At 70.1% G+C, this 25,277-nt stretch carries 21 protein-coding genes and 3 pseudogenes; 12 read left to right on the top strand and 12 right to left on the bottom strand.

Annotated features, from left to right (window positions below; genetic code table 11):
- The first annotated feature begins 58 nt into the window (after positions 1–58).
- The 3 genes from AB0I77_RS02510 to AB0I77_RS02500 all read left to right on the top strand — a co-directional run bounded on the left by AB0I77_RS02510 (position 59) and on the right by AB0I77_RS02500 (position 5,323).
- Complete coding sequence (locus tag AB0I77_RS02510; RefSeq protein WP_363280410.1) at positions 59–1,513, top strand: FGGY family carbohydrate kinase; 1,455 nt, start codon at positions 59–61, stop codon at positions 1,511–1,513.
- Positions 1,514–1,661: 148 nt separating this feature from the next.
- Positions 1,662–3,395, top strand: a complete 1,734-nt coding sequence (locus AB0I77_RS02505; RefSeq protein WP_363280409.1) for an ABC transporter ATP-binding protein — start codon at positions 1,662–1,664, stop codon at positions 3,393–3,395.
- Positions 3,395–5,323, top strand: coding sequence for an ABC transporter ATP-binding protein (locus tag AB0I77_RS02500; RefSeq protein ID WP_363280408.1), 1,929 nt, complete (start codon positions 3,395–3,397; stop codon positions 5,321–5,323). The genes AB0I77_RS02505 and AB0I77_RS02500 overlap by 1 nt, the downstream gene beginning before the upstream one ends.
- Positions 5,324–5,365: 42 nt before the next feature.
- Here the strand turns inward: AB0I77_RS02500 and AB0I77_RS02495 are convergent, their stop codons facing one another.
- From AB0I77_RS02495 to AB0I77_RS02475, 5 genes are all read right to left on the bottom strand, one after another.
- Entirely contained in the window at positions 5,366–6,658 is a 1,293-nt protein-coding gene (locus AB0I77_RS02495; RefSeq protein WP_363280407.1) for an RNA polymerase sigma factor, read from the bottom strand.
- A 104-nt stretch (positions 6,659–6,762) separates the two neighbouring features.
- A complete protein-coding gene (gene dnaG / locus AB0I77_RS02490) occupies positions 6,763–8,664 on the bottom strand; it encodes a DNA primase (protein ID WP_363280406.1) in 1,902 nt (633 codons plus the stop codon).
- 47 nt (positions 8,665–8,711) lie between these two features.
- Entirely contained in the window at positions 8,712–9,977 is a 1,266-nt protein-coding gene (locus AB0I77_RS02485; protein ID WP_363280405.1) for an FAD-dependent oxidoreductase, read from the bottom strand.
- A 143-nt stretch (positions 9,978–10,120) separates the two neighbouring features.
- Complete coding sequence (locus tag AB0I77_RS02480) at positions 10,121–11,392, bottom strand: deoxyguanosinetriphosphate triphosphohydrolase (protein ID WP_363280404.1); 1,272 nt, start codon at positions 11,390–11,392, stop codon at positions 10,121–10,123.
- 118 nt (positions 11,393–11,510) lie between these two features.
- Positions 11,511–12,317 carry a sirohydrochlorin chelatase gene (locus AB0I77_RS02475; RefSeq protein WP_363280564.1) on the bottom strand — a complete coding sequence of 269 codons (807 nt, stop codon included), beginning with the start codon at positions 12,315–12,317 and terminating at the stop codon, positions 11,511–11,513.
- Positions 12,318–12,635: 318 nt separating this feature from the next.
- Between AB0I77_RS02475 and AB0I77_RS02470 the strand changes: the two genes are divergently transcribed.
- Both AB0I77_RS02470 and AB0I77_RS02465 read left to right on the top strand, forming a co-directional pair.
- Positions 12,636–13,322 carry an ElyC/SanA/YdcF family protein gene (locus tag AB0I77_RS02470; RefSeq protein ID WP_363280403.1) on the top strand — a complete coding sequence of 229 codons (687 nt, stop codon included), beginning with the start codon at positions 12,636–12,638 and terminating at the stop codon, positions 13,320–13,322.
- A 147-nt stretch (positions 13,323–13,469) separates the two neighbouring features.
- Positions 13,470–15,614, top strand: coding sequence for a molybdopterin oxidoreductase family protein (locus AB0I77_RS02465; protein ID WP_363280402.1), 2,145 nt, complete (start codon positions 13,470–13,472; stop codon positions 15,612–15,614).
- A gap of 16 nt (positions 15,615–15,630) precedes the next feature.
- Here AB0I77_RS02465 and AB0I77_RS02460 read toward each other — a convergent pair whose 3' ends face one another.
- A complete protein-coding gene (locus AB0I77_RS02460; RefSeq protein WP_363280401.1) occupies positions 15,631–16,050 on the bottom strand; it encodes a gamma-glutamylcyclotransferase family protein in 420 nt (139 codons plus the stop codon).
- A gap of 135 nt (positions 16,051–16,185) precedes the next feature.
- On the opposite strand from AB0I77_RS02460, the gene AB0I77_RS02455 reads away from it, so the two are divergent.
- Together AB0I77_RS02455 and AB0I77_RS02450 are read left to right on the top strand one after the other, a co-directional pair.
- Positions 16,186–17,835, top strand: coding sequence for a M4 family metallopeptidase (locus AB0I77_RS02455; RefSeq protein WP_363280399.1), 1,650 nt, complete (start codon positions 16,186–16,188; stop codon positions 17,833–17,835).
- A gap of 52 nt (positions 17,836–17,887) precedes the next feature.
- Complete coding sequence (locus tag AB0I77_RS02450; RefSeq protein ID WP_363280397.1) at positions 17,888–18,580, top strand: VOC family protein; 693 nt, start codon at positions 17,888–17,890, stop codon at positions 18,578–18,580.
- A 176-nt stretch (positions 18,581–18,756) separates the two neighbouring features.
- Here AB0I77_RS02450 and AB0I77_RS02445 read toward each other — a convergent pair.
- From AB0I77_RS02445 to AB0I77_RS02435, 3 genes and pseudogenes are all read right to left on the bottom strand, one after another.
- Positions 18,757–18,944, bottom strand: a pseudogene (locus AB0I77_RS02445) (hypothetical protein).
- A complete protein-coding gene (locus tag AB0I77_RS02440) occupies positions 18,941–19,189 on the bottom strand; it encodes a hypothetical protein (RefSeq protein ID WP_363280562.1) in 249 nt (82 codons plus the stop codon). Before AB0I77_RS02440 ends, AB0I77_RS02445 begins: the two are co-directional and overlap by 4 nt.
- A gap of 123 nt (positions 19,190–19,312) precedes the next feature.
- Positions 19,313–19,654: pseudogene (locus AB0I77_RS02435) on the bottom strand (ATP-binding protein); the annotation flags it as partial.
- Positions 19,655–19,841: 187 nt separating this feature from the next.
- Here AB0I77_RS02435 and AB0I77_RS02430 point away from each other — a divergent pair.
- The gene (locus tag AB0I77_RS02430; protein WP_363280396.1) at positions 19,842–20,729 is read left to right on the top strand and encodes a helix-turn-helix transcriptional regulator; all 888 of its coding nucleotides are present in this window, start codon (positions 19,842–19,844) and stop codon (positions 20,727–20,729) included.
- A gap of 3 nt (positions 20,730–20,732) precedes the next feature.
- Positions 20,733–20,909 (top strand): DUF397 domain-containing protein, encoded by a 177-nt coding sequence (locus AB0I77_RS02425; RefSeq protein WP_363280395.1) that lies wholly within the window; start codon positions 20,733–20,735, stop codon positions 20,907–20,909.
- 13 nt (positions 20,910–20,922) lie between these two features.
- On the opposite strand, the pseudogene AB0I77_RS02420 reads toward AB0I77_RS02425, so the two are convergent.
- A pseudogene (locus tag AB0I77_RS02420) lies at positions 20,923–21,129 on the bottom strand (LuxR C-terminal-related transcriptional regulator); the annotation flags it as partial.
- Here AB0I77_RS02420 and AB0I77_RS02415 point away from each other — a divergent pair.
- Together AB0I77_RS02415 and AB0I77_RS02410 are read left to right on the top strand one after the other, a co-directional pair.
- Positions 21,105–21,524, top strand: coding sequence for a DUF5753 domain-containing protein (locus AB0I77_RS02415; RefSeq protein ID WP_363280394.1), 420 nt, complete (start codon positions 21,105–21,107; stop codon positions 21,522–21,524). The pseudogene AB0I77_RS02420 and the gene AB0I77_RS02415 sit on opposite strands and share 25 nt — an antisense overlap.
- A gap of 3 nt (positions 21,525–21,527) precedes the next feature.
- On the top strand, positions 21,528–21,704 hold the full coding sequence (locus AB0I77_RS02410) for a DUF397 domain-containing protein (protein WP_363280393.1): 177 nt from the start codon (positions 21,528–21,530) through the stop codon (positions 21,702–21,704).
- Positions 21,705–21,717: 13 nt separating this feature from the next.
- Here AB0I77_RS02410 and AB0I77_RS02405 read toward each other — a convergent pair whose 3' ends face one another.
- The gene (locus AB0I77_RS02405; RefSeq protein WP_363280392.1) at positions 21,718–22,395 is read right to left on the bottom strand and encodes a response regulator transcription factor; all 678 of its coding nucleotides are present in this window, start codon (positions 22,393–22,395) and stop codon (positions 21,718–21,720) included.
- The gene (locus AB0I77_RS02400; RefSeq protein WP_363280391.1) at positions 22,396–23,577 is read right to left on the bottom strand and encodes a histidine kinase; all 1,182 of its coding nucleotides are present in this window, start codon (positions 23,575–23,577) and stop codon (positions 22,396–22,398) included.
- Positions 23,578–23,764: 187 nt separating this feature from the next.
- On the opposite strand from AB0I77_RS02400, the gene AB0I77_RS02395 reads away from it, so the two are divergent.
- Positions 23,765–25,258, top strand: a complete 1,494-nt coding sequence (locus AB0I77_RS02395; protein ID WP_363280390.1) for an alpha/beta hydrolase — start codon at positions 23,765–23,767, stop codon at positions 25,256–25,258.
- The last annotated feature ends 19 nt before the right edge of the window (positions 25,259–25,277 follow it).

The raw sequence follows: 25,277 nt of genomic DNA, 5'->3' as shown, positions 1-25,277 counted from the left end.
CGCACTCCGACGGCGCCCATGGCCCAAGCCAACGCGGCGATACGGCAGAATTTCGGCCATGGGGATAGTCGCCGGGTTGGACAGTTCGCCCGATTTCACACGCATCGTGGTCTGCGACACGGACACGGGTGCCGTGCTCAGGCAGGGATACGCGCCGCATCCGGTGGAAACCACCGAGGGCGGCGCGCGGCCCTCCGATGTCGATCCGCAGGCCTGGCTGTTGTCCCTGGGCGAGGCGGCGGGCGGCGGGCTGCTCGAAGGCGTGCAGGCGATCGGCGTCTCGGCGCAGCAGAACGCCGTCGTACCGCTCGACTCGCAGGGCAACACCGTGCGGCCGGCGATGGTCGGCGGGGACAAGCGGGCGCAGGTCGCGGCGGCCGATCTTGTCGACGCGCTCGGCGGGCGCGAGGCGTGGGCGCAGGCGGTGGGCAGTGTGCCGCAGGCCGCGCAGCCGGTGACCAAGCTGCGCTGGCTCGCGAAGAGCGAACCCGAGGCCGCGCTGCGCACCGCCGTCCTCCTCCAGGCGCACGACTGGCTGGTGTGGCAGCTGCTCGGGCGGCCGGTCAGACGGACCACTGATCGCGGCGGGGCTTCCGGGACCGGGTACTGGTCCGCCGCCACCGGCGGCTACCGGCCCGATCTGGTCGAGCTGGCGCTCGGTCACCAGGTGATGCTGCCCGAGGTGATCGGGCCCTCCGAGGCGGCCGGTACGACACCGGAGGGGCTGTTGATCTCCGCCGGGACCGGCGAGACCATGGCCGCCGCCTTCGGGCTGGGGCTCGGTCTCGGCGACGCCGTCGTGTCCCTCGGGGCCTCCGGGTCCGTGATGGCCATTCACCCCGAGGCGCTCGTCGACCAGACCGGGATGATCACGTCCCTGGCGGACGCGACCGGCATGCACCTGCCGGTCGTCACCACGCTGAACGCCGTACGGACGCTGCGCGGGGCCGCCGAGATGCTCGGGCTGGCCGATCTGGAGAGCCTGTCCGACCTGGCGATGAAGTCGACGCCGGGGGCGCACGGGCTGGTGCTGCTGCCCTATCTGGAGGGTGAGCGGACGCCGAATCTGCCGCACGCCGCCGGGACGCTGTCGGGCCTGAGGCGTGAGTCGATGAAGGCGGAGCATCTGGCGCGGGCCGCGTTCGAGGGCATGCTGTGCGGGCTCGCGGACGCGCTGGACGTGCTGCGCGGCCGGGGCGTGGAGGTGCGGCGGGTCTTCCTGCTCGGGCCGGCCGCCGAGCTGCCCGCCGTGCAGGCGGCGGCGCCCGCGCTGTTCGGGGCGCAGGTCGTCGTACCGCAGCCGGCGGACTACGCGGCGATCGGTGCCGCCCGGCAGGCCGCCTGGGCGCTCGGGGTGTCGCAGGGCACCCTCGATCCGCGTACCCCGCCGCCCTGGCAGGGCGCGGCGGCGCAGGTCCTGGAGCCCGGCGAGGAGCTGGCGGTGGGGCAGGCGGTACGCCAGCAGTTCGTGTCGGTGCGGGATCAGACCCATCCCGGGGTGTTCCGCCTGTAGCACCCCCGTCTGTAGCACCCCCCATAGCACCTACCTCTTGGGTTAATCGGTTGAGGTAACACCGGTGGAGTGTCCGACGATAGGGGCCAGGGGCAACCAATCACCCCCCACCGCCGATCGCCCCCACCGCCGACCCGAGAGACACAGCGTGCTCATACGACTTCTCCGCAACTACCTCAGGCCTTACAAGAAACCCATCGCCCTGCTGGTGCTGCTTCAGTTCCTGCAGACCTGCGCCACCCTCTACCTCCCCACGCTGAACGCGGACATCATCGACACCGGTGTGGTGAAGGGTGACACCGGCTACATCCTCTCGTTCGGCGCCCTCATGATCGGCATCTCGCTGGTGCAGGTCGTGTGCAACGTCGGTGCCGTGTACTACGGCGCCAAGACCGCCTCGGCGCTCGGCCGGGACGTGCGGGCCGCCGTCTTCGACCGGGTGCAGTCCTTCTCGGCGCGCGAGCTCGGCCAGTTCGGCGCTCCCTCGCTGATCACCCGTACGACCAATGACGTCCAGCAGGTCCAGATGCTGGCCCTGATGACGTTCACCCTGATGGTGTCGGCGCCCATCATGTGTGTGGGCGGCATCGTGCTGGCGCTCGGTCTGGACGTGCCGCTGTCCGGGGTGCTGGTCGCCGTCGTGCCGGTGATGGCGATCTGCTTGACGCTCATTGTGCGCGCCCTGCGTCCGCTGTTCCGGTCCATGCAGGTGAAGCTGGACACCGTCAACCGGGTGCTGCGTGAGCAGATCACCGGCAACCGCGTCATCCGCGCCTTCGTGCGGGACGAGTACGAGGAGCAGCGGTTCCGGAAGGCCAATGCCGACCTGACCGACACTGCCCTGGCCAGCGGCAACCTGCTCGCGCTGATGTTCCCGATCGTCATGACGGTGGTGAACCTGTCGTCGATCGCCGTGGTGTGGTTCGGCGCGCACCGCATCGACGGCGGGGACATGCAGATCGGCGATCTGACCGCGTTCCTCGCCTATCTGATGCAGATCGTGATGTCCGTGATGATGGCCACCTTCATGTTCATGATGGTGCCGCGCGCGGAGGTGTGCGCCGAGCGCATCCAGGAGGTCCTGGACACCTCCTCGAGCGTCGTTCCGCCGACGGCTCCCGTGCGCGAGCTGCGCCGGCACGGTCATCTGGAGCTCCGGGGCGCGGGTTTTTGCTACCCCGGTGCCGAGGAGCCGGTGCTGAAGTCGATCGACCTGGTGGCCCGGCCGGGCGAGACCACCGCCGTCATCGGCTCGACCGGCAGCGGCAAGTCCACGCTGCTCGGGCTCGTGCCGAGGTTGTTCGACGCGACCGACGGAGAGGTGCTCGTCGACGGCGTGGACGTGTCGGTCATCGACCCGATCCTGCTGGCGAAGACGGTCGGGATGGTGCCGCAGCGGCCGTATCTGTTCGCCGGGACGGTCGCCACCAATCTCCGTTACGGCAATCCGGACGCCACCGACGAGGAGCTGTGGCACGCGCTGGAGGTGGCGCAGGCCAAGGACTTCGTGACCAGGCTGGAGGGCGGGCTCGACGCGCCGATCGCGCAGGGCGGCACGAATGTGTCGGGCGGTCAGCGCCAGCGTCTCGCCATCGCCCGTACCCTCGTCCGGCGCCCGGAGATCTACCTCTTCGACGACTCCTTCTCCGCGCTCGACTACGCGACCGACGCGGCCCTGCGTGCGGCGCTGGCCGACGAGACGGCCGAGGCGACCGTCGTGATCGTCGCCCAGCGGGTGTCGACCATCCGGGGGGCCGACCGGATCGTCGTCCTCGACGAGGGGCGGGTCGTCGGTACCGGGCAGCACCACGAACTGATGGCGGACAACGAGACCTATCGGGAGATCGTGCTCTCCCAGCTGACGGAAGCGGAGGCTGCCTGATGGCGGGCCCAGCGGGGCGCATGATGGCCGGGGGCGGTCCCGACCAGAGTTCCATGGACTTCAAGGGGTCGGGCAAGCGGCTCGTCGCGCAGTTCAGGCCCGAGCGGCTCACCCTCTACACGCTGCTGCTGTGTGTGGTGGTGAGCGTCGGTCTGTCGGTCATCGGGCCGAAGATCCTCGGCAAGGCCACCGACCTGGTGTTCGCGGGGATCATCGGGCGGCAGATGCCGGCCGGGGAGAGCAAGGCTCAGGTCCTCGACGCGATGCGCGAGCGGGGTGAGGGCTCCGTCGCCGACATGCTCAGGAGCACGGACTTCACTCCGGGCAAGGGCATCGACTTCGGCGCCGTCGGCGAGGTGCTGCTGCTCGCGCTCGGCGTGTTCGTCGTGGCCGGTCTGCTGATGCTGGCGGCCACCCGGCTGGTGAACCGTGCGGTCAACCGGACGATGTACCGGATGCGCGAGGACGTGCAGACGAAGCTGTCGCGGCTGCCGCTGTCGTACTTCGACAAACGGCAGCGCGGTGAGGTCCTCAGCCGGGCCACCAACGACATCGACAACATCGGGCAGACGCTCCAGCAGTCGATGGGCCAGCTGATCAACTCGGTGCTCACCATCATCGGTGTGCTCGTGATGATGTTCTGGGTGTCCTGGCTGCTGGCGCTGGTCGCGCTCGTCACCGTGCCGCTGTCGTTCGTCGTGGCCAGGAGCATCGGCAAGCGGTCGCAGCCGCACTTCGTGCAGCAGTGGCGCGTCACCGGCAAGCTCAACGCGCACGTCGAGGAGATGTACACCGGGCACAACCTGGTGAAGGTGTTCGGACGGCAGGACGAGTCGGCCGCGCAGTTCGCCGAGCAGAACGACGCGCTGTACGAGGCCGGGTTCAAGGCGCAGTTCAACAGCGGGGCCATGCAGCCGCTGATGATGTTCGTGTCGAACCTGAACTACGTGCTGGTCGCGGTCGTCGGCGGGCTTCGGGTGGCGGCCGGTGCGCTGTCCATCGGCGATGTGCAGGCCTTCATCCAGTACTCGCGGCAGTTCTCGATGCCGCTGACCCAGGTCGCCTCCATGGCGAACCTGGTGCAGTCGGGCGTCGCCTCGGCCGAGCGGATCTTCGAACTCCTGGACGCGGAGGAGCAGGAGGCGGATCCGGTGCCGGGGGTGCGGCCCGAGGAACTGCGCGGGCGGGTGGCGCTGGAGGGTGTGTCCTTCCGGTACGACCCCGACAAGCCGCTCATCGAGGATCTGTCGCTGAAGGTGGAGCCCGGGCAGACGGTCGCGATCGTCGGCCCGACGGGCGCCGGCAAGACCACGCTGGTCAATCTGCTCATGCGGTTCTACGACGTCTCCGGCGGGCGCATCACCCTCGACGGCGTCGACATCGCGCGGATGTCCCGGGACGAACTGCGGGCCGGGATCGGCATGGTGCTCCAGGACACCTGGCTGTTCGGCGGCACGATCGCCGAGAACATCGCGTACGGGGCGTCCAGGGAGGTCACCCGGGGCGAGATCGAGGAGGCGGCGCGGGCGGCCCACGCGGACCGGTTCGTGCGGACGCTGCCCGACGGCTACGACACCGTGATCGACGGTGAGGGCAGCGGGGTCAGCGCCGGTGAGAAGCAGCTCATCACCATCGCGCGGGCGTTCCTGTCCGACCCGGTGATCCTGGTGCTGGACGAGGCGACGAGTTCCGTGGACACCCGGACCGAGGTGCTGATCCAGAAGGCGATGGCGAAACTCGCCCACGGGCGGACGTCGTTCGTGATCGCGCACCGGCTGTCGACGATCCGGGACGCGGACACGATCCTCGTGATGGAGAACGGCTCGATCGTGGAGCAGGGCAACCACACCGATCTGCTGGCGGCCGACGGGGCGTACGCGCGGCTGTACCAGGCGCAGTTCGCTCAGGCGGTGGCCGAGGTCGACTGACCGTCGTGCGGGGGCCGCTCGCGCGGGAAGAGCGGCCCCCCTCTAGTCCAGATAACCCCTCAACTGGTCCGCGAAAGCGTGGTCCCTGAGCTTGTTCAGGGTCTTCGACTCGATCTGCCTTATGCGCTCCCGGGTGACGCCGAAGATGCGGCCGATCTCCTCCAGCGTGCGCGGGCGGCCGTCCGCCAGGCCGTAGCGGAGCTGGACGACCTTGCGCTCGCGTTCGCCGAGGGTCGACAGGACCGCCTCCAGGTGTTCCCTCAGCAGCAGGAACGCCGCCGACTCGACGGGCGAGGTGGCGTCGCCGTCCTCGATGAGGTCGCCGAGGGCGACGTCGTCCTCCTCCCCCACGGGTGCGTGCAGGGAGACCGGTTCCTGGGCCAGGCGCAGCACTTCGCTGACTCGCTCGGGTGCCAGGTCCAGGTGGGCGGCGACCTCTTCCGGGGTCGGTTCGTAGCCCCGTTCCTGGAGCATGCGGCGCTGGACGCGGACGACCCGGTTGATGAGTTCCACGACGTGGACCGGGACGCGGATGGTGCGGGCCTGGTCGGCCAGCGCGCGGGACATGGCCTGGCGGATCCACCAGGTGGCGTACGTGGAGAACTTGTAGCCGCGGGCGTAGTCGAACTTCTCCACGGCCCGGATCAGGCCCAGGTTTCCCTCCTGGACCAGGTCGAGCATGGTGAGCCCGCGACCCACGTACCTCTTCGCCACGGACACGACCAGCCGCAGGTTCGCCTCGATCAGGCGGCGCTTGGCCATGCGGCCCATGACGACCAGTTTGTCCAGGTCGAGGGCGAGCTGGCTGTCCAGGTCGGGGGCGATCCGCAGCCTCTCCTCGGCGAACAGGCCGGCCTCGACCCGGCGGGCGAGTTCGACCTCCTCGGCCGCGGTGAGCAGCGGGATGCGGCCGATCTCCCGCAGGTACTGGCGGAACAGGTCCGAGGAGGGCCCGCTGGTGTCGGCCTTGGCGGGGCGGGCGGGCTCGGGGGGCTCGACGAGTTCGGGAACCTCGGCGGGGGGTTCTTCCGGCTCGGCCGGGGCTTCCGGCTCCGCCTCGGGGTGGTGCGCGACACGGCTCTGCGGCGGGACCGCGACGAGAACGTCGGTCTCCGTATCCGCTTCCGTGCCGTCCGTACTGATGTCGGTCTGGGTCAGGGTCTGGGTCTGCACGGGGGCGACCTCCAGGATGATCGCTGCTGAGGTGTGCGGCAGCGCTACTTCGGGAGCGGAGTCGACGGCCTCGCCGCTGTCCGTCCCGTACGCGATGAGCGGAACCGCGGGGGTGTGGGACCCGTTGGGGACGGATCCGCCGCGCTCCGAGGACTCAGGCACCGGAACCCAGTGTGGAGTACGACACATCGCCGCCACGAGGGGCGTGCGGTGACTTTTTGAGTCCGGTCCGTGACCGGGTGGTTACCCTGGCCGCCGCGATGCCCTCAGAGAGCTGCGGCTCCGTGCTCCCGCAGCGCCTGGTCGTACTGCTGGAGTACCCACAATTCGTTCTGTACGGCGGCCAGCTGGGCCGGGTCTCCGCCCGCGGACAGGCGGGTCAGCTGAGACTGGACATCGCGGATGCGGCGCTCGACCGCGCGGCGGCGGACGGTGACGAGCTGGTCGCCCGCGTAGTGCTCGTCGACCGTCTTGCGCATGATCGCCTCGACCGCGAGCTCGGTGACCATGGCGCGCACGGCGTTGTCGGGGGCCGCGTCACGGACCTGGATCAGGTACTCCTGCGAGTCCTGGACGCCGTACTCCGCGCCGCCCGCGTCCATGATCGCCTGGCGTACGGCGGCGTAGGGCGCGGCGGTGAACTCGTCCATGCCGTAGGCGTCGAACGCCGGGGAGACCAGTTCGGGGCGCTGGAGGGCGAGTTTGAGCAGCTCGCGCTCGGTGGCGTAGACGGGGTTGCGGAGGGTGAGGGCCGGGCCGGAGGGGGCTCGCACGGTGTCGTACTGCTGCTCGGGGCGCTGCTGCCGGTCCGGTGCCGGGCCCTTGCCGCCGCGGTCGCGGGCCCAGCGGGCGAGCTGGGCCACCCGTTTGACGACGAACTGGGTGTCGAGGATGCCGAGCATGCCGGCGAGCTGTACGGCGACCTCGTGCTGGGCGCCGGTGTTCTTGATGCGGGCGACGATCGGCGCCGCCTCGTCCAGGGCTGCCGCCCGGCCGGCCGGGGTGTCCAGGTCGTAGCGCAGGACGATCTGGCGCAGCGCGAACTCGAAGAGCGGGGTGCGGGGTTCGACCAGCTCGGCGACCGCCTCGTCGCCCTTGGCCAGGCGCAGGTCGCAGGGGTCCATGTTGTCCGGCGCGATGGCGATGTAGGTCTCGGCGGCGAACTTCTGGTCGTCCTCGAAGGCGCGCAGGGCTGCCTTCTGGCCGGCCGCGTCGCCGTCGAAGGTGAAGATCACGCGGGCGCTGCCGTTGTCCATCAGCAGCCGGCGGAGGATCTTGATGTGGTCGGTGCCGAAGGCCGTGCCGCAGGTGGCGATGGCGGTGGTGACGCCGGCCAGGTGGCAGGCCATGACGTCGGTGTAGCCCTCGACGACGACCGCGCGGCTGGACTTGGCGATGTCCTTCTTCGCCAGGTCGATGCCGTAGAGGACCTGGGACTTGCGGTAGATCGCCGTGTCGGGCGTGTTCAGGTACTTGGGGCCGTTGTCCGCCTCGTACAGCTTCCGCGCGCCGAAGCCGACGACCTCGCCGCCGATGTCGCGGATCGGCCACATCAGACGGCCGCGGAAGCGGTCGATGGGGCCGCGGCGGCCCTCCTGGGAGAGGCCGGAGAGGAGGAGTTCCTTGTCGGAGAAGCCCTTGCCTCGCAGGTAGCGGGTGAGGTGGTCCCAGCCCTGGGGGCTGTAGCCGACCGAGAAGTGCTCGGCCGCGGCCTGGTCGAAGCCGCGCTCGGCGAGGAACTTGCGGCCGGCCTCGGCCTCCGGGCTGGTGGCCAGCTGCTCCACGTACCAGTCGGCGGCGGTCTTGTGGGCCTCGACCAGGCGGATGCGTTCGCCGCGCTGGTGGGAGGGGTTGTACCCGCCCTCCTCGTAGCGCAGGGTGATGCCGGCCTGGCCGGCGAGGCGCTCGACCGCCTCGGAGAAGGTGAGGTGGTCGATCTTCATCACGAACGTGATGGTGTCGCCGCCCTCCTGGCAGCCGAAGCAGTGGAAGAACCCCTTGCTCGGGCTGACCTGGAAGGACGGTGACTTCTCGTCGTGGAAGGGGCACAGGCCCTTGAGGTTGCCGCCGCCCGCGTTGCGCAGCTGGAGGTACTCGGACACCACGGCGTCGATCGGGACCGCGTCCCGAACCGCCTTCACGTCCTCGTCGTTGATCCGTCCTGCCACGCGTGAATTCTACGGGTGCGGTGTGACAGTCGATCGCCCTCGTCAGTTCACGAGGTCAGGCTGTCCAGTGGCACGCGCGGGTCCGCGAGTGTCTCCGTGGTCACCTGGGCCCCGGACCGGATCAGCTGCTGGATCGGCTCTGTGACGTCCCACACGTTCACGTTCATCCCGGCCAGCACCCGGTGCTCCTTCAGCCAGAACGCGATGAACTCACGCTTGCCCGCGTCTCCCCGGATCACCACTTCGTCGTAGGTCCCCGGGGGCGCCCAGCCGGAGTACTCCATCCCCAGGTCGTACTGGTCGGAGAAGAAATAGGGCACGCGGTCGTAGGGGATGTCCTGACCGAGCATCGCGCGGGCCGCCGCCGGGCCGCCGTTGAGGGCGTTGGCCCAGTGCTCGACGCGCAGGCGGGTGCCGAAGAGGGTGTGGTGGAAGGAGGCGACGTCACCGGCCGCGTAGATGTCGGGGTCGGACGTGCGCAGCCGGTCGTCGACGGCGACTCCGCCGCCGTGGGCGCGGTCGGCCAGTTCCAGCCCCGCCGCCTCCGCGAGAGCGACCCGGGGGGCCGCGCCGACCGCGGCGAGGACGTCGTGCGCGGGGTGTTCCTCGCCGTCGTCGGTGCGGGCGGCAAGGACCATGCCGTCCTGGCCGACGATCTCCGTCAGCTTCGCGCCGAAGTGGAAGCGGACGCCGTGCTCGCGGTGCAGCTCGGCGAAGAGGTTGCCGAGCTCGGGGCCGAGGACCGAGTGCAGCGGGGTCGGATTGTGCTCGACGACGGTGACCTCGGCGCCGTACTCGCGGGCCGCCGCCGCGACCTCGAGGCCGATCCAGCCGGCGCCCGCGATCACGATGTGGCCGTTGTCCCGGCCGAGAGCGGCCAGGACGCCCTTGAGGCGTTCGGCGTGGGCGAGGCGGCGCAGGTGGTGGACGCCGGCGAGGTCCGTGCCCGGGATGTCCAGGCGGCGGGGCTCGGCGCCGGTCGCCAGGAGCAGTTTGTCGTAGCGGACGACGGTGCCGTCCTCGCCGAAGCGGACCGTCCTGGTGCGGCGGTCGATGGCGTCGACGGTCTGGCCCAGGTGCAGCTCGATGTCGTTGCGCGCGTACCAGGCGGGCTCGTGCACGAAGACGCTGTCGCGTTCCTCCTTGCCGAGGAGGTAGCCCTTGGACAGCGGCGGGCGCTCGTAGGGGTGGTCGCGTTCGTCGCAGATCAGTATCACGCGGCCGGTGAAGCCCTCCGCTCGGAGCGTCTCGGCCGCCTTCGCGCCGGCGAGACCGCCTCCGACGATGACGAATGTCTGATCAGCGTCGACCACTTGATGCCTCCTCGTAATGGTGCCGCCATGCGAGCGTCCCGCACGCAGTGTGATGCGGGAAGAGGGAGTGGCCCGTTCAGGCCACGCAGGGTCACATTCGGGCTGGTTTCACTTCACTTCTCTCCCATCAGGTCCCATCAGGATCACAGGTGCCCCGTCATACGGGCATGAAGCGAACGGGCCGAGGCGTCGGTGAGGGACGAGATCTGGTCGACGATCACCCGCTTGCGGGCGCGGTCGTCGGGCGCCTGGTCGAACAGGGCGCGGAACTGGGGGTCCAGTCCGTCCGGGGCGCGGGCGGTGAGCGCCTGGGCCAGTTCGGCGACCACGATCCGCTGGTCGGCACGGAGCCGCTCCTGCTCGGCGCGCTGCATGACGTACCGGTCGGCGACCGCCTTGAGGACCGCGCACTCGAGGCGGGTCTGGTGCGGTACGACGAGCTCGGCGGCGTATCTGGTCAGCCGGCCAGTGCCGTACGCCGCGCGCGTGGCGGCCTCCGCGCCGAGACAGAAGTGGCCGATGAGCTGGCTGGTGGCGTCCTTGAGGCGGGCCTGGGCGACGGCCGAGCCGTCGTAGCCGTGCGGCCACCACTCCTGGGCCAGGAGTCGGTCGAGGGCCTCGGCGAGCTCGGCCGGGTCGGTGTCCTCGGGGACGTACCGGCCGATGGCGACCGCGAAGACCGCCTGGCGTTCGGGTTCGGCGTGCAGACAGGCGGGGTCGATGTGGCCGGCGTGCAGGCCGTCCTCGACGTCGTGCACGGAGTACGCCACGTCGTCGGACCAGTCCATGACCTGGGCCTCGAAGGTGATGCGGGTGCCGGGGGCGCCCTCGCGGACCCAGTCGAAGACCGGCCGGTCGTCGTCGTAGACGCCGAACTTCGGTGACTTGGGGTCGGTGGGGTGCGCTCCGCGGGGCCAGGGGTACTTGGTGGCGGCGTCCAGGGCGGCACGGGTGAGGTTGAGGCCGACGGATCTGTCCGCGGTGAACCGCTTCGGTTCGATGCGCGTGAGGAGCCTCAGTGACTGGGCGTTGCCCTCGAAGCCGCCGCAGTCGTCGGCGAATTCGTTGAGGGCCTGTTCGCCGTTGTGGCCGAAGGGGGGGTGGCCGAGGTCGTGGGAGAGGCAGGCGGCTTCTACGAGGTCGGGGTCGCAGCCGAGGGCTGCGCCTAGTTCGCGGCCTACCTGGGCGCACTCCAGGGAGTGGGTGAGGCGGGTGCGGGGGGTGGCGTCCCAGGGCTGGTTGCTGGTGCCGGGGGTGACGACTTGGGTTTTGCCTGCGAGGCGGCGTAGGGCTGAGGAGTGCAGTACGCGGGCGCGGTCTCGTTGGAAGGCGGTGCGGCCGGGGCGTTTGTCTGGTTCTGTGGCCCAGCGGGTGACTGACGTCGGGTCGTAGCCGGGGGGTGCGGTGCCTGCCATGTTTTGACAGTAATGCGCCCTTGCGTCTGCCGGGTGCTGTTGTGTCGCGGGTGCGGGTGCGTGGGGGCTGGTCGCGCAGTTCCCCGCGCCCCTAGGTAGCTATAGTCACCCGGCGTTTTCAGGCTGAGGCCAGCGCCGGTTCTGTTGTTGCCGTTGCTGCCAATGACTGGTCGTAGCGGTGCAGGATCAGGTCGGCCATGGCCGGGTGGGTTCCCAGGGGGGCCGAGGCGATCCAAGGGGCCGCTTCCGCGCACTGGGTGGCGAAGAGGCCGGGGGCCGTGAAATACGAAGCCACCGCGACCCTGTGGCGGCCACGGGCGGCGAGGGCGCGGATCGCCGTCTCTACCGTGGGCGCTGCCGCGGAGGCGTACGCGGGGACGACCGGGACGCCGAGGCGGTCGGAGAGGAGTTGGGCGGTGCGGTGGGTGTCGACGGCGCCCTCGGGGTCGCGGGAGCCGGCCGCGGCGAGGACGACCGCGCTGGTGCGGCGGGTGGCCTCGTCCGTGCGGGTGCGCCAGCCGGCCTCGACGAGACGGTCGTACAGGGTCTCCACGAGCAGCGGGTGCGGGCCGAGCGGGGCGGCCACGCGCGTGCGTGCCTGAGCGGCCGCCGCCATCTCGGGGATGTCGCGCTTGACGTGGTAGCCGCGGCTGAGCAGCAGCGGTACGAGGACGGCGTCGCCGGTGCCGAGGGCGGCGAGCGTGTCGGGCAGCAGGGGCGCGTTCAGCTCGATGTGGCCGAGGTGCACGGGCAGGCCGGGGCGCAGCTCGCGGATGCGGTCGAGGAGTGTGTGCACGGTGGCCAGCGTGCGCGGGTCGCGGCTGCCGTGCGCCACGAGGACCAGGGCGGGCGGCTCGGGGCGCCGCCTGCCGTCGAGCGAGACGAGGCTGAGCTGGGTGGCGAGCTGGCTGCTGATCCGGTTCATGATGTGCGCCGTACTGTCGAGGTGGGCCCCCGGGAGCGGCTGGCTGCCGACGGGGAGGGTCGTGGACTCGCTGTGCCGAGGTTTCGACGCCGTCATGTACCGATGGTGAAGGCGGGAGGTTGCCGCCCCGTTGCACGGGAATGACGGGTCTTTTCCGGGGGTTCACGGTGGGGTGCAGGGGGTGTGTGAGGTGCCGCGACCTGCGGTTTCGTCGTTCGGCGTGAGGCTGGTCACGTGGTCGGCAACGAACCGCCCGGCTTTACCGGACGTCTGTGTCTGTCGAACGGCCGACCAGGGAGGGAAGGGAGGGACGCCTCGATGCGACTGCCCAAGCAGCGCAGGCCCCGTCTGCCGCGCACCCGTACCGGGCAGCGGCGGCTGGTGCAGGTCGTGATGGCCGCGTGCGTGCTGGCGCTGCTTCCGGCGACCTGGATGTACGTCGTGACGGGCGACCGGCTGCGTACGACGGCGGACGTGCCGCGTACCGAGGTCGCGGTCGTCTTCGGCGCGGGTCTGTGGGACGGCGAGCCGTCGCCGTATCTCGCCCACCGGCTGGACACGGCGGCGAAGCTGTATCGCGAGGGGCGGATCGAGGTCGTCCTGGTCACCGGTGACAACAGCCGCGAGGACTACGACGAGCCGGACGCGATGCGTACCTATCTGACGCGGCACGGTGTGCCGGACGGGCGGATCGTCAGCGACTACGCGGGCTTCGACACCTGGGACTCCTGCGTCCGCGCGAAGAAGATCTTCGGCGTCGACCGGGCGGTCCTGATCAGCCAGGGCTTCCACATCCGGCGGGCGGTCGCGCTGTGCCAGGCGGCGGGGGTGACGTCGTACGGCGTCGGTGTCGATGACGTACACGATGTGACCTGGTACTACGGGGGCGCCCGGGAGATCATCGCGGCGGGGAAGGCGGCCCTGGACGCGGTGTTCGAGCCGGATCCGCGGTTCCTCGGGCCGAAGGAACCGGGAGTGAGCCGTGCGCTGGCCGACAGCCGGTGACCTGGGCGGGCCTGCGCCACACCGCGCCCGGTGACCTGCGGCGGGCCTACGCCTCACTTCAGCCTGGCGGGGGCGGGGAGGTCGCCGTCCCGGCCGTGTAACACGGAGCCTCCCGGCGTGTAACACGGCCGAAGCACGCTGAGGGGTATGCCGAACACCGCTACGCCCACGCACTGCCCGTACTGCGCCCTGCAGTGCGGGATGAATCTGACGCCCGCACCGGACGGGACCGTCGAGGTGAGTGAGCGGGTGGACTTTCCGGTGAACCGGGGCGCGCTGTGCGGCAAGGGCCGTACCGCGCCGGCGGTGCTCTCGTCCCGGGTGCGGCTGACCTCCCCGTTGGTGCGCTCCGAGGGCACGCTGGTGCCCGCCACCTGGGACGAGGCACTGGACCGGATCGCCGAGGGGCTGTCCCGCACGCGCACGGAGCATGGCCCGGACGCGTGCGGGGTCTTCGGCGGGGGCGGTCTGACGAACGAGAAGGCGTACTCGCTCGGCAAGTTCGCGCGGGTGGTGCTGGGGACCTCCCAGATCGACTACAACGGGCGCTTTTGCATGTCGTCCGCGGCGGCGGCCGGGATGAAGGCGTTCGGCCTCGACCGCGGGCTGCCCTTCCCGCTGGAGGACATCCCGAAGTCGGGCTGCGTGATCCTCGTCGGGTCGAATCTCGCGGAGACCATGCCGCCGTCGCTGCGGTTCTTCAACGAACTGCGCGAGAACGGCGGCACGTTGATCGTCATCGACCCGCGCCGCACGAAGACCGCCGAGCAGGCCGACCTGCACCTGGCGCCCCGGCCGGGGACGGATCTGGCGCTGGCGCTGGGGCTGTTGCACCTGATCGTCGCCGAGGGGCGGGTCGACGAGGAGTACGTCCGGGACCGGACCGTGGGCTGGGAGGACGCGCGGGCGGCGGCGATGGCGCACTGGCCGGAGTACGTGGAGCGGATCACGGGGGTGTCGGTGCCCCAACTCCGGGAGACGGTACGGATGTTCTGCGAGCCCGAGGCCGCGATGGTGCTCACCGCGCGCGGGCCCGAGCAGCAGTCCAAGGGCACGGACACCGTGGGCGCGTGGATCAACCTGTGCCTGGCGACCGGCCGCGCGGGCCGCCCGCTGTCCGGGTACGGCTGTCTGACCGGGCAGGGCAACGGGCAGGGCGGGCGCGAACACGGCCAGAAGGCGGACCAGTTGCCCGGCTACCGCAAGCTGACGGACCCGGCGGCGCGACGGCATGTCGCCGAGGTGTGGGGCGTGGACCCGGACAGCCTTCCGGGGCCGGGGCGCAGTGCCTACGAACTGCTGGACGCGCTCGGTACGGACATCAAGTCGCTGCTGCTGATGGGCTCGAACCCGGTGGTGTCGGCGCCGCACGCGTCGCACATCGAGGAACGTCTGCGCTCGCTCGACTTCCTGGCCGTCGCCGACGTGGTGCTGTCCGAGACGGCGGCCCTCGCGGACGTCGTCCTGCCGGTCACCCAGTGGGCCGAGGAGACGGGCACCACGACCAACCTGGAGGGCAGGGTGCTGCTGCGCAAGCAGGCGCTCACCCCGCCCGAGGGCGTGCGCAGCGACCTGGAAGTGATGCACGAGCTGGCCGGCCGGCTCGGTGTGGAGAAGGGCTTCCCGACCGACCCCGAGGAGGTCTTCGAGGAGCTGCGCCGGGCGAGCGCGGGCGGACCGGCGGACTACTCCGGGATCACCTACCGCAGGATCTCGGAGGAGGACGGGGTGTTCTGGCCGTGTCCCGCGGCACCGGTGGACGCCGAGGACGCGTCACTGGACGTGCTCGGGGAGGACCCGGTGCAGGACGACGAGACCTCGGGTATGCATCCCGGCACGCCCCGCCTCTTCCTCGACCGGTTCGCCACCGAGGACGGCCGGGCCCGTTTCGTCCCCGTCTCGCACCGGCCGATCGCCGAGGAACCCGACGCCGAGTACCCGGTGCTGCTGACGACCGGGCGGGTCGTGGCGCAGTACCAGTCGGGCGCCCAGACGCGGCGCGTGGACGAGCTGAACACCGCCGCCCCCGGCCCCTTCGTGGAGCTGCACCCGCGGCTGGCGGAGCGGCTCGGCGCGGCCGAGGGCGACCCGGTGGCCGTGGTCTCCCGGCGCGGACGCGCGGTCGCGCCTGCCCGGATCACCACCACCATCCGCCCGGACACCGTCTTCATGCCGTTCCACTGGTCCGGCGAGGGCCGCGCCAACACCCTGACCAACCCGGCCCTCGACCCGACCTCCCGTATGCCGGAGTTCAAGGCGTGCGCGGTGCGGGTGGAGGCCGTACGCGGGTGAATCCCGCTATGACGCCTCACCTGACCGACCAGTCGCCGCCCTCCATCAACTTGCCCCGCGCGCGCAGGCGGGCGGCGACGGAGGGGGCGGCGACGTACACCCAGGCGCGTACGGCCGTGCCGTCGGCGTCGCGGATCACCTCGCGTTCGACGCGCTCGTAGAGGTTGCGCGGGTCGCCGGGGGCGTACTCCTCCAGGCGGTCGAGTGCGACGAGCAACTCCGCGTACATCTCCGGCCGTGCGGTGACGAGTTCCCCGCTGACCGTCCCGCCGGGCTCCTCGACGGCGTACGGATAGCCGGGCCCGTCGTACAGCACCGCACCCGTGAGCCGGGCCGGCTCCTCGGAGCGTGTCCGGCCGCGCAGGAAGAGGTCGTGGTTGGGCTCGCCGGGGCGGAGGGTGCCGTAGACGAAGAACGGCAGTCGCTGGGCTCTCACGGAACCGATTCTCTCCCCTCACATACTCACGCGTAGGCGCTCTGGACATGACATGTCATGGCCACTTAAATCTTGTTCAACGTCAGCACCGCCGCCCCCTCCCCCTCACGCGTGAGCGCCTCCCCGAGGAGACCGATGAGCCGAATACGGCAGCATGTCCGAGGTTCCCGTGGACTCGCCACCGCCGGAGCGGCCGTCACCACCGCCACCCTGCTGGCCGCCGCCCTCTCCCCCGCCGCCGGCGCGGCCGACACACCGACCCGGGACAGCGCGATCGAGAACGCGGCGTCGGCGCTGGTGGACCAGGCCGCGGCCCTCGGGCTCACCGCCGCCCAGGCGACGCGGGTCCGGGACGTCGTCGTCGACAAGGACGGCACACAGCACGTCCGCTACGACCACACATACCGCCAACTGCCCGTCCTGGGCGGTGACTTCGTGGTCCACCTGGCGGCGGACGGCTCGTACCGCAGCGCGAACCGGGCGACGAGGAGCGCGATCTCGCTCGCGAGCATCACCCCGGAACTGTCGGCCCCCAAGGCCGCCGACCTCGCGGTGAACGCTCTGCGCGGCGCCCACCTCGGCGAGACGCTGAAGAAGGTGACGGCCCGTCCGCGGCTGGTCGTGGACGCCCTGCACGGCGCCCCGAAGCTGGCCTGGCAGACCGACGCCGTGGCGCGGGACTCCCTGGGCAACCCGGTCGCGCGTACGGTGCTGACCGACGCCCGCACCGGCGCCCAACTCGACGCCTGGGACACCATCGAGACGGCGACGGGCGACGGCAAGTCGCTGTACAGCGGCACGGTCGCGCTGGAGACGACGCCGTCGGGATCGACGTACCAGCTCAAGGACGCGACGCGCGGGAACACGTACACCGGCGACGCGGCGAACAGGACCGACCTGTGCGTCCTGGGGATCTGCGTCAACCGGGCCCCGTCGACCGTCTTCACGGACGCGGACAACCACTGGGGCACGGGCGCGACCGCCGACCGCGCGTCGGCGGCGGTGGACGCGCAGTACGGCACGGACGAGACCTGGGACTACTACAGATACGTCCACGGCCGCAACGGCATCGCGGGCGACGGCAAAGGCTCGTACAACCGCGTGCACTACGGCAACGGCTACAACAACGCTTTCTGGGACGACAGTTGCTTCTGCATGACATACGGCGACGGTGACGGGACGACCCTCGGCCCGCTGGTGTCCCTGGACGTGGCCGGCCACGAGATGTCGCACGGAGTCACCTCGAAGACGGCGGCACTGACCTACTCGGGCGAGCAGGGCGGCCTGAACGAGGCGACGTCGGACATCTTCGGCACGCTGGTGGAGTGGCACGCAGGCAGTGCTTCCGATCCTGGCGACTACCTGATCGGCGAGAAGATCGTCCGCTCCGGCTTCGGCCGGGACGCCCTGCGCTACATGGACAAGCCGTCCAAGGACGGCAACTCGGCGGACTGCTGGAGTAGTTCGGTGAAGGATCTCGACGTCCACTACTCCTCGGGCGTGGCGAACCACTTCGCGTACCTGCTGGCGGAAGGCAGCGGCCCGAAGACACTGAACGGCGTCAGCTACAACTCGCCCACCTGCGACGGCTCCACGGTGGCGGGAATCGGCCGGGACAAGCTGGGCGCGATCTGGTACCGGGCGCTGACGGTCTACATGACGTCCTCGACGAACTACGCGGGGGCGCGTACGGCGACGTTGAACGCGGCGCGGGATCTGTACGGCGCGGGGAGTGGGGAGTACGGCGCGGTGGGGGCGGGTTGGAGTGGGGTTGGCGTGGGGTGAGGTCGGCGTGGGGTGAGGTGCGCGGCCGTTGGCCGGTGGGACCATGCGGGCCATGGACATCGTCACCACCCCGGAGATCCTCGCCGCGATCAGGGAGGGGCTCAGCGACTGGCGCAAGCTCGCTCAGCCCCTCGCCGCGCGCTACCGCGCCGCCGACGCCGCCGACGGGGCCGCGTTCGTGGCAGCGGTCGTACGGGCGGCAGCCGCTGCCGAGCACGACGTACCGGAAATCCGGCTGGGGCGCGGGGGGATCGGGGGGACCGTGATGGTCGACGTCACCCTGTTCAGCGTCGACGAGGACACCGGTGGGCGGTGGATCACCGCGAAGGACCTCGAACTGGCCCACGTCATCACCGGGCTCGCCCGGGAGCACGGCCTGCTCGCCGTGCCCGGCGAGGTGACACAGCTCGAGCTTGCCCTCGACACCGCCGACGACTCGGCGGTGGCTCCGTTCTGGTCCGCACTGCTCACCGGGGACGCCGGCCACACCGTGTTCGACTCGGTCTTCGACCCGACGAACCGTGTCCCCAGTGTGTGGTTCCAGCAGACCGACGCCCACGAGACCCCGCGCCAGCGCTGGCACATCGACCTGTGGCTGGCTCCCGAGGTGGCGGATGAGCGCATCGCGGCCGCTGTAGCCGCCGGGGGCACGGTGGTCGACCCCTCCCAAGCCCCGTCATTCACCGTGCTCGCCGACCCCGACGGCAACAGGGTCTGTGTCTGCACCGCCCTTGATCGCGACTGAGGGGTCGGCGTCGCAGCACGCGCCGCTTCGGATCCCGGCCCGATCAACGGCCGCGGTGCCGCCGTGCGCGGGGGCGTGTTACGGCCGCCTCGATCCTGGGGCCGGGGCGGCCGTCGCGTGGCTCAACGTCCGTTGATGAGTCTGACCACGGTGACGGTGAGCACGGAAGCGGAAACCTAGTAGAGCACGATGGCGTCGAGGACGGTCGCCTCCCGGCGGTCTCGGTCGCCCCTGACCGCGGTTGACCCGTGACCGTACGGGTCACGCCCGATCGTCCGCACCATGGCATCCCGGAACGCTTCGGCATTCCGCATCTTGGCCAGGTGTCATCCGCCGGCGGGGCATAGGTGATGCGGTAGCTCAAGCCGCGCCCCGCCTCTCGGCCTCGTCCGCCGCCAGCCGCTCCAAGAGCGCATCGGCCTCCGGGTCAGGTACGGCTTCCAGCATCCAGTGCCGCATCACCGCGTGGATGTCGTGCACACCGGCCGCATTGACGGCACGGTCGAACTCCTCGCGCCGCTCCTTGGAGAGGGCCGCGCGAATATCGGGGATGCTGTTGGGGACCTCGACCTCGACGCCGTTGACGAAGGTCTTCAACGGTTCGGCCATGGTCATCCTCCTCGGTGGCGGGGCTTCGCTGCGGTCACGGTAACGGGCCGGGGCCGTCTGGCGTACGACATCCAGCTCGCACCAAACCGTCTTGCCAACGCTCAGTTCGCACACGCCCCAGCGGTCGGCCACCTGTCCGACGATCAGCAGGCCGCGCCCGAACATGTCATCCGCGGTCGCCTCGCGAAGGCTCGGCAGTAACTCGCCCTTCGGATCGGACACGGAGATCCGTACGACGCGCTCCGTGAGGGTGAGTTCCACCCGGAAGAGCCGGTCGCGCAGGCACCCGTGCAGTACGGCGTTGCCACCGAGCTCGGAGACCAACAGGGCGGCGTCGGCGGCGAGTTCGGGGTGGCCCCAATCGGTGAGGAGGCGGTGGGCTCGGCGGCGGGCGAGGGTGACGCTCTTGGGGAGCGGGGTGTAGTCGAGGCGGTCGTGGTGGAGGGGGTCTTCGGGGGCGACCATGTCGCGCACCTCCCGGGCAGGGACGGACGGCGCCAAGTGGCACCGTTCTGTAGTCCGTTCACCACGGAATGTAGCGAGAAGGGCGCGTTCCGTTCAACCTCTTCCCGGAAGATGTCCACCGATCGTGTTGCGAGTGATGCTCAGCGCCCGCCAGACTGACCCTGGAGAGCCGCGAAGGAGCGACCAAGTGACAGCAGGTCAGGCACGGCAGGGCAACAGCACGTCCAGCGTTCTGGGACGCAGACTAGGTACCGAACTCCTCAAGTTGCGTACAGCGGCGGGACTTACACAGCCCCAGGCCGCGAGGGTGCTCTCCGCCTCGACGGCAAAGATCGCCAAGATGGAGGGCGGCTGGGTACCCGTGCGCGACCCGGACATCCGCGCACTGTGCGAGGCGTACGAGATCCACGACCCCGGCGTCGTCGGCGGGCTTCTGGAGCTGGCCAAGGTCGACCGTGAGCGCCGTAAAGCGAAGGGCTGGTGGGACGACTACACCCTCCAAGGGGTCATGCAGGAGTACGTCGCACTGGAGGGCGCGGCAACGGCGATCAAGGTGTGGCAGCCGGCGTTCATCCCCGGCTTGCTGCAAACCCCGGACTATGCAAGGGCCTTGAGGAGCAGCCCCATCACTTCTGCGGCCATGAAGCGGCAACCGGACGACGAGTTCGTCGCCGCGCGGATCGCGCGGCAGCAGCGCCTGTCCGGTGACACTCCGCTCGTCCTGCGATCGGTGATCTACGAGGCGGTGCTGCGCAACTTTCCCGGCGGCGCGGAAACCGCTCGCGGCCAGTTCGACCAACTGTCCCGACTGGCAGACCTGCCCAATGTCAGTATCCGGGTCTCCCCCTTCAGCGCAGGCACGCACTTCGGCCTTAACGGCTCCTTCAACATCCTCTCGTTCGCCGAACCCGGAGCCATGGACATCGTGTACGTCGAGGCCCCCTTCGCCCAGAGGTGGGTAGAGGGCGGAGACGGCGCCGCCGCCTACGATGAGCTGTTCGAGAAGATCGCCGAACAGTCCCTCGGCGAACGGGAGTCCGTCTCGTTCCTCCACAAGCTCCGGAAGGAACTCTGAGCCATGGTCGAGTTCGAGTACCGCAAGTCCAGCTACAGCGACCCCGAGGCCGAGTGCGTCGAGATAGCCACAAACATCCCCACCACCGTCGCCGTACGCGATTCCAAGAACCCCACCGGCTCATACCTGCGCATCCACCCGACGGCGTGGCTGGCCTTCCGAGCATCTCTCGATAGTTGAGAAGCGGTCAGCGTCATTCCTCTGCGTCGCGGACCAGGAGTGCGATCTGCACCCGATTCTCGACCGCCAGCTTGGCGAAGAGGTTGCCGGTGTGTGCTTTGACCGTCGCGATGCTGATGTGCAGCCTCTTCGCGATCTCCGGGTTGCCAAGTCCGTCCGCGATGGCCCGGGCGGTTTCGCGTTCTCGTTGAGTCAGTGTCGACAGCTGTTTCCGCGCGGCTCGCTCGCCAACACCGCCTGTCCGACGACCCGCCGTTGTCACTGCGGGCTGTGATCTACGAGGCGGTACTCCGCAACTTCCCCGGCAGCTCGGCGACGGCCAGAGGGCAGCTCGAGGAACTCGCGAAGGCGGCGGAACTGCCGAATGTCAGTCTGCGGATCTTCCCCTTCACCGCCGGTACGCACTCGGGTCTCAACGGATCGTTCAACATCATCTCGTTCGCCGCACCGGGGGCCATGGACGTCGTCTACGTCGAGGCCCCCTTCGCCCAGCGCTGGGCAGAGGGCGGAGAGGCCGCAGCTGCTTACGATGAGTTGTTCGAGATGGTCACCGAACGTTCCCTCGGGGAGCGGGATTCGGCGTCCTTCCTCCACAAGCTGCGCAAGGAACTGTGAGCCGTGCCCGAATTCAAGTACCGGAAGTCCAGTTACAGCGACGACGCGGCCGAGTGCGTCGAGATAGCCACAAACATCCCCACCACCGTCGCCGTACGCGATTCCAAGAACCCCACCGGCTCATACCTCCGCTTCCACCCCACGGCCTGGCTGGCCTTCCGAGCATCTCTCGATAGTTGAGAAGCGGTCAGCGTCATTCCTCTGCGTCGCGGACCAGGAGTGCGATCTGCACCCGGTTCTCGACCGCCAGCTTGGCGAAGAGGTTGCCTGTGTGGGCTTTGACCGTCGCGATGCTGATGTGCAGCCTCTTCGCGATCTCCGGGTTGCCCAGTCCGTCCGCGATGGCCCGAGCGGTTTCGCGTTCTCGTTGGGTCAGGGTGGACAGCTGTTTCCGTGCGGCTTCGCGGGATGCGGTGCGAGCGTGCGAGGACTGCGGGCCGGTGGCCGCGGCGATCACCCGTGCCGTGGCCGCCGGAGACAGCACGGGGTTGCCGTCCGCGACCGTCCGCACCGCGTCGAGGATCCGCGGCGGTTGGGTGTCCTTGAGGACGAATCCGAGTGCTCCGGCGCGCAGTGCGCCGAGCACCAGATCGTCGGAGTCGAAGGTGGTCAGCATGAGCACCCGGGGCGGCGCCGGTCGGGTGAGCAGCTCCCGGGTCGCGCTGAGACCGTCACGGCGGGGCATTCGTACGTCCATCAGCACGACGTCCGGCCGCTGTTCGTCCACCACGGTGATCGCGGCGTCCCCGTCGGCCGCCTCCGCGACGACGGTCAGGTCCGGTTCGCCGTCGATGACGAGCCGCAGCGCCATGCGCACCAGCTGTTCGTCGTCGACGATGACGACACGGACCGGCTCCCGTTCGCTGTCCACTCAGGTTCTCTTTTCGTGGGTGGGGTTCGGCCACGGTAGTTGTGCGGTGAGGACGTATCCGTTGTCGGGTGTGGGGTGATGGTCGAGTTTTCCGCCGGCGAGGTCGACTCGTTCGGTGAGGCCGAGCAGGCCGAATCCCGATGCCGGTCGCGGCGCGGGTTCTGTGGTGGCTGGGGAGTTGTGGACGCTGACGTCGAGTTCGTCGCCCGGTGTGCCTTCGAGGGTGATGTGGATGTGTGCGCCAGGGGCGTGTTTGGCGGCGTTGGTCAGTCCTTCCTGGACGACCCGGTAGCAGGTTCGTCCGGCGACGTCGGACGGTGTTCCCGTCACGGTGGTGGTGAGCGTGACGTCCAGTCCGGATGTGCGGGCGTCGGCCACCAGGTCGGGGATTGCGTCGAGGGAGGGTTGTGGTGGTTCCGGGTGGCCCGGGTCGGCCCGGAGCACACCGAGGACATCCCGTAGTTCTTCCAGGGCTTGGTGGGCGCCCTCGGCGATGCCACGGACCAGCACCCGGTTTTCCTCGGCTCTGAGGTCGCCGCGGTGATCCAGCACTCCGGCCTGCATGGCGACCAGGGAGATCCGGTGCGCGAGCACGTCGTGCATCTCGCGGGCGATCCGGTTGCGTTCCAGGGCCCGTGCCTGCGCCGCCCGTGCGGCCTGTTCCCGTTCCGCGCTCTCCGCCCGGTCTCGCAAGGACCGCACTTCCACCCGCCGCGCGCCGACGGCCATGCCCACGGCCACCGCGATGCCCGCGGTCAGTGCCGGGAACGCGAGCTGGAACCACACTGAGCCGGGCGAGTCCCTGACCGGGTAGAGCCCGACGGCCAACTGTGACGCGGTCACGTTGGCCAGCGCGACGACCCCGATCTCCACCGGACGGCGACGGGTGGAGATCGAGCCCAGCGCCAGCAGCCCGGCGCCGGTGGCGAGTGCCGACGCGGTCGAGGCGATCGCGACCGTCATGGCGACGGCGAGCGGGAACCGCCGCCGCCACACGAGCGCCGTCAGGCAGCCGAGAGCCACCAGCGGATCACCGGTGAGGAACCAAGAGCGCGTTTCGGCCGACTGCCCCTTCAGCAGCACACCGACGGAGAGCCAGATCGGTATGCCCACTGCCGCGGCAGCCGCCAGCCGCCAGGTCTGCTGCCACCACCCGAGCCGTGGCGCGACGTCCATGTTCACCTGGTCATTGTCGCGAAACCGTGCGGACGGTGAGTCAGACCGAGGGCTGACTCACCCTCGACCTAAGTCGAACCACAGCCTCGTCCGTGGTCGAAGACGTCTCGATCCGCCGGGCTGATGTGCCGGGTGCGTCGCACGAACAGACTGCCGAGAAACCGTCGTGCGCCCCTTCAGGAGGAGACACCAGATGCACACGCCCCTGTCCCTCGCCCTCACCGCCACCACACTGGTGGCGACAATGACTCCGGGAGCTTCGTTGGCGGCGACGCCGGACACCGTGCGGTGGAGCCCATGCTCGGAGAAGGCCGCGGTCACGTCAGAGAAAGTCGCCGTCGCCTCGGAGAAGGCCGCCTTGCCCCCTCTCGAGTGCGCGACGCTCGAAGTCCCGCTGGATTACCGGGATCCCGACGGCCGGCAGATCGAGATCGCGATCTCCCGGCTGGCGAGCAAGGAACCCTCGCAGCGCCGCGGCGTACTGCTGACCAATCCGGGCGGCCCCGGCATCACGGGACTCGGCTATCCGGCCGTTCTCGCCGGCTCAGGGCTGCCGCAGAAGGTGCTGGACTCCTACGACCTGATCGGCTTCGACCCGCGCGGCGCCGGCCGCAGCACACGGGTGACCTGCGATCTCACGCAGGATCAGCAGGACCGCGGCAACCTCCCGCCGTACGCGTACACCGCGGCCGATGTCGCGCGGGAGGCGGGGCACGCGCGGACCGTCGCCGAGCAGTGCGCCACCTCGCGGACGGCGTGGATGCTGCCGCACACCACCACCGCGAACACCGCGCGCGACATGGACCGCATCCGGGCGGCGCTGGGCGAGCCGAAGGTCTCGTACCTCGGTGGCTCCTACGGCTCCTACCTCGGTGCGGTGTACACGACGATGTTCCCGGAGCGCGGCGACCGGATCGTGCTCGACAGCAACCTGGGCCCCGGCGGCTACGACGTCACGGCCATGCGGTCGCTCGCCCGTGGTCTGGAGGACCGCTTCCCGGACTTCGCGGCGTTCGCGGCCGCACACCCCAAGTACGGTCTGGGCACCACACCGGAGCAGGTGACCGCGAAGTACTTCGATCTCGCGGAGCGGCTGGAGGCGAAACCGGTCCAGGGCATCGACGGGACGCTGTTCCGCGGGCTCACGTTCGACCGCCTCTACGCCGATGCGAACATGCCCGTGCTGGCCGAGTTCTGGCAGGCGCTCGACACCGACCGGCCGTTGCCGCCCAGCCCGCCGTCGGCGGACTTCGAGAACTTCATGGCCGGCCGTTTCTACGTGATGTGCGGTGACAGTCGCTGGCCGGGGACGGTCCGGGAGTATCAGCGCAACGTCGCGGTCGACCGGCTGAAGTACCCGATGCTGGGCGGATCCTCGGCCGGCATCGGACCGTGCGCGTTCTGGCCGGACGAGCGGGTCGAGCCGCCGGTGCGCATCGGTGACCGGGGGCCGTCGAACGTGCTCATGGCGCAGAACGAGCGCGACCCGGGGACACCGCTGGCCGGCGCCCAGGAGCTGCGGCGGGCGTTCGGAAAGCGGGCCACGATGGTGACGGCAGACCAGGGCGGGCACGGTGTCTATCCGTTCGGCCCCAACACCTGCGCGAACGACACGGTGACGACATTCCTGACCACCGGGCAGCGCCCGACGCGGGACCTCGCCTGCCCGGCGGAAGCCAGCAAGTAACAGGAGTAGTAACAGGAGT

The sequence above is a fragment of the Streptomyces sp. NPDC050619 genome (genome assembly GCF_040654815.1).
GTDB lineage: Bacteria > Actinomycetota > Actinomycetes > Streptomycetales > Streptomycetaceae > Streptomyces.
Note: the sequence above shows the minus strand (reverse complement) of the source record. Positions and strands in the feature narration are given on the sequence as shown.

Excerpts from the sequence above, each read along its gene's own strand:
- AB0I77_RS02510 (WP_363280410.1), top strand. The coding sequence starts at position 59 with ATGGGGATAGTCGCCGGGTTGGACAGTTCGCCCGATTTCACACGCATC.
- AB0I77_RS02500 (WP_363280408.1), top strand. The coding sequence starts at position 3,395 with ATGGCGGGCCCAGCGGGGCGCATGATGGCCGGGGGCGGTCCCGACCAG.
- AB0I77_RS02480 (WP_363280404.1), bottom strand. The coding sequence starts at position 11,392 with ATGGCAGGCACCGCACCCCCCGGCTACGACCCGACGTCAGTCACCCGC.
- AB0I77_RS02475 (WP_363280564.1), bottom strand. The coding sequence starts at position 12,317 with ATGAACCGGATCAGCAGCCAGCTCGCCACCCAGCTCAGCCTCGTCTCG.
- AB0I77_RS02470 (WP_363280403.1), top strand. The coding sequence starts at position 12,636 with ATGCGACTGCCCAAGCAGCGCAGGCCCCGTCTGCCGCGCACCCGTACC.
- AB0I77_RS02465 (WP_363280402.1), top strand. The coding sequence starts at position 13,470 with ATGCCGAACACCGCTACGCCCACGCACTGCCCGTACTGCGCCCTGCAG.
- AB0I77_RS02455 (WP_363280399.1), top strand. The coding sequence starts at position 16,186 with ATGAGCCGAATACGGCAGCATGTCCGAGGTTCCCGTGGACTCGCCACC.
- AB0I77_RS02450 (WP_363280397.1), top strand. The coding sequence starts at position 17,888 with ATGGACATCGTCACCACCCCGGAGATCCTCGCCGCGATCAGGGAGGGG.
- AB0I77_RS02440 (WP_363280562.1), bottom strand. The coding sequence starts at position 19,189 with ATGGCCGAACCGTTGAAGACCTTCGTCAACGGCGTCGAGGTCGAGGTC.
- AB0I77_RS02425 (WP_363280395.1), top strand. The coding sequence starts at position 20,733 with ATGGTCGAGTTCGAGTACCGCAAGTCCAGCTACAGCGACCCCGAGGCC.
- AB0I77_RS02395 (WP_363280390.1), top strand. The coding sequence starts at position 23,765 with ATGCACACGCCCCTGTCCCTCGCCCTCACCGCCACCACACTGGTGGCG.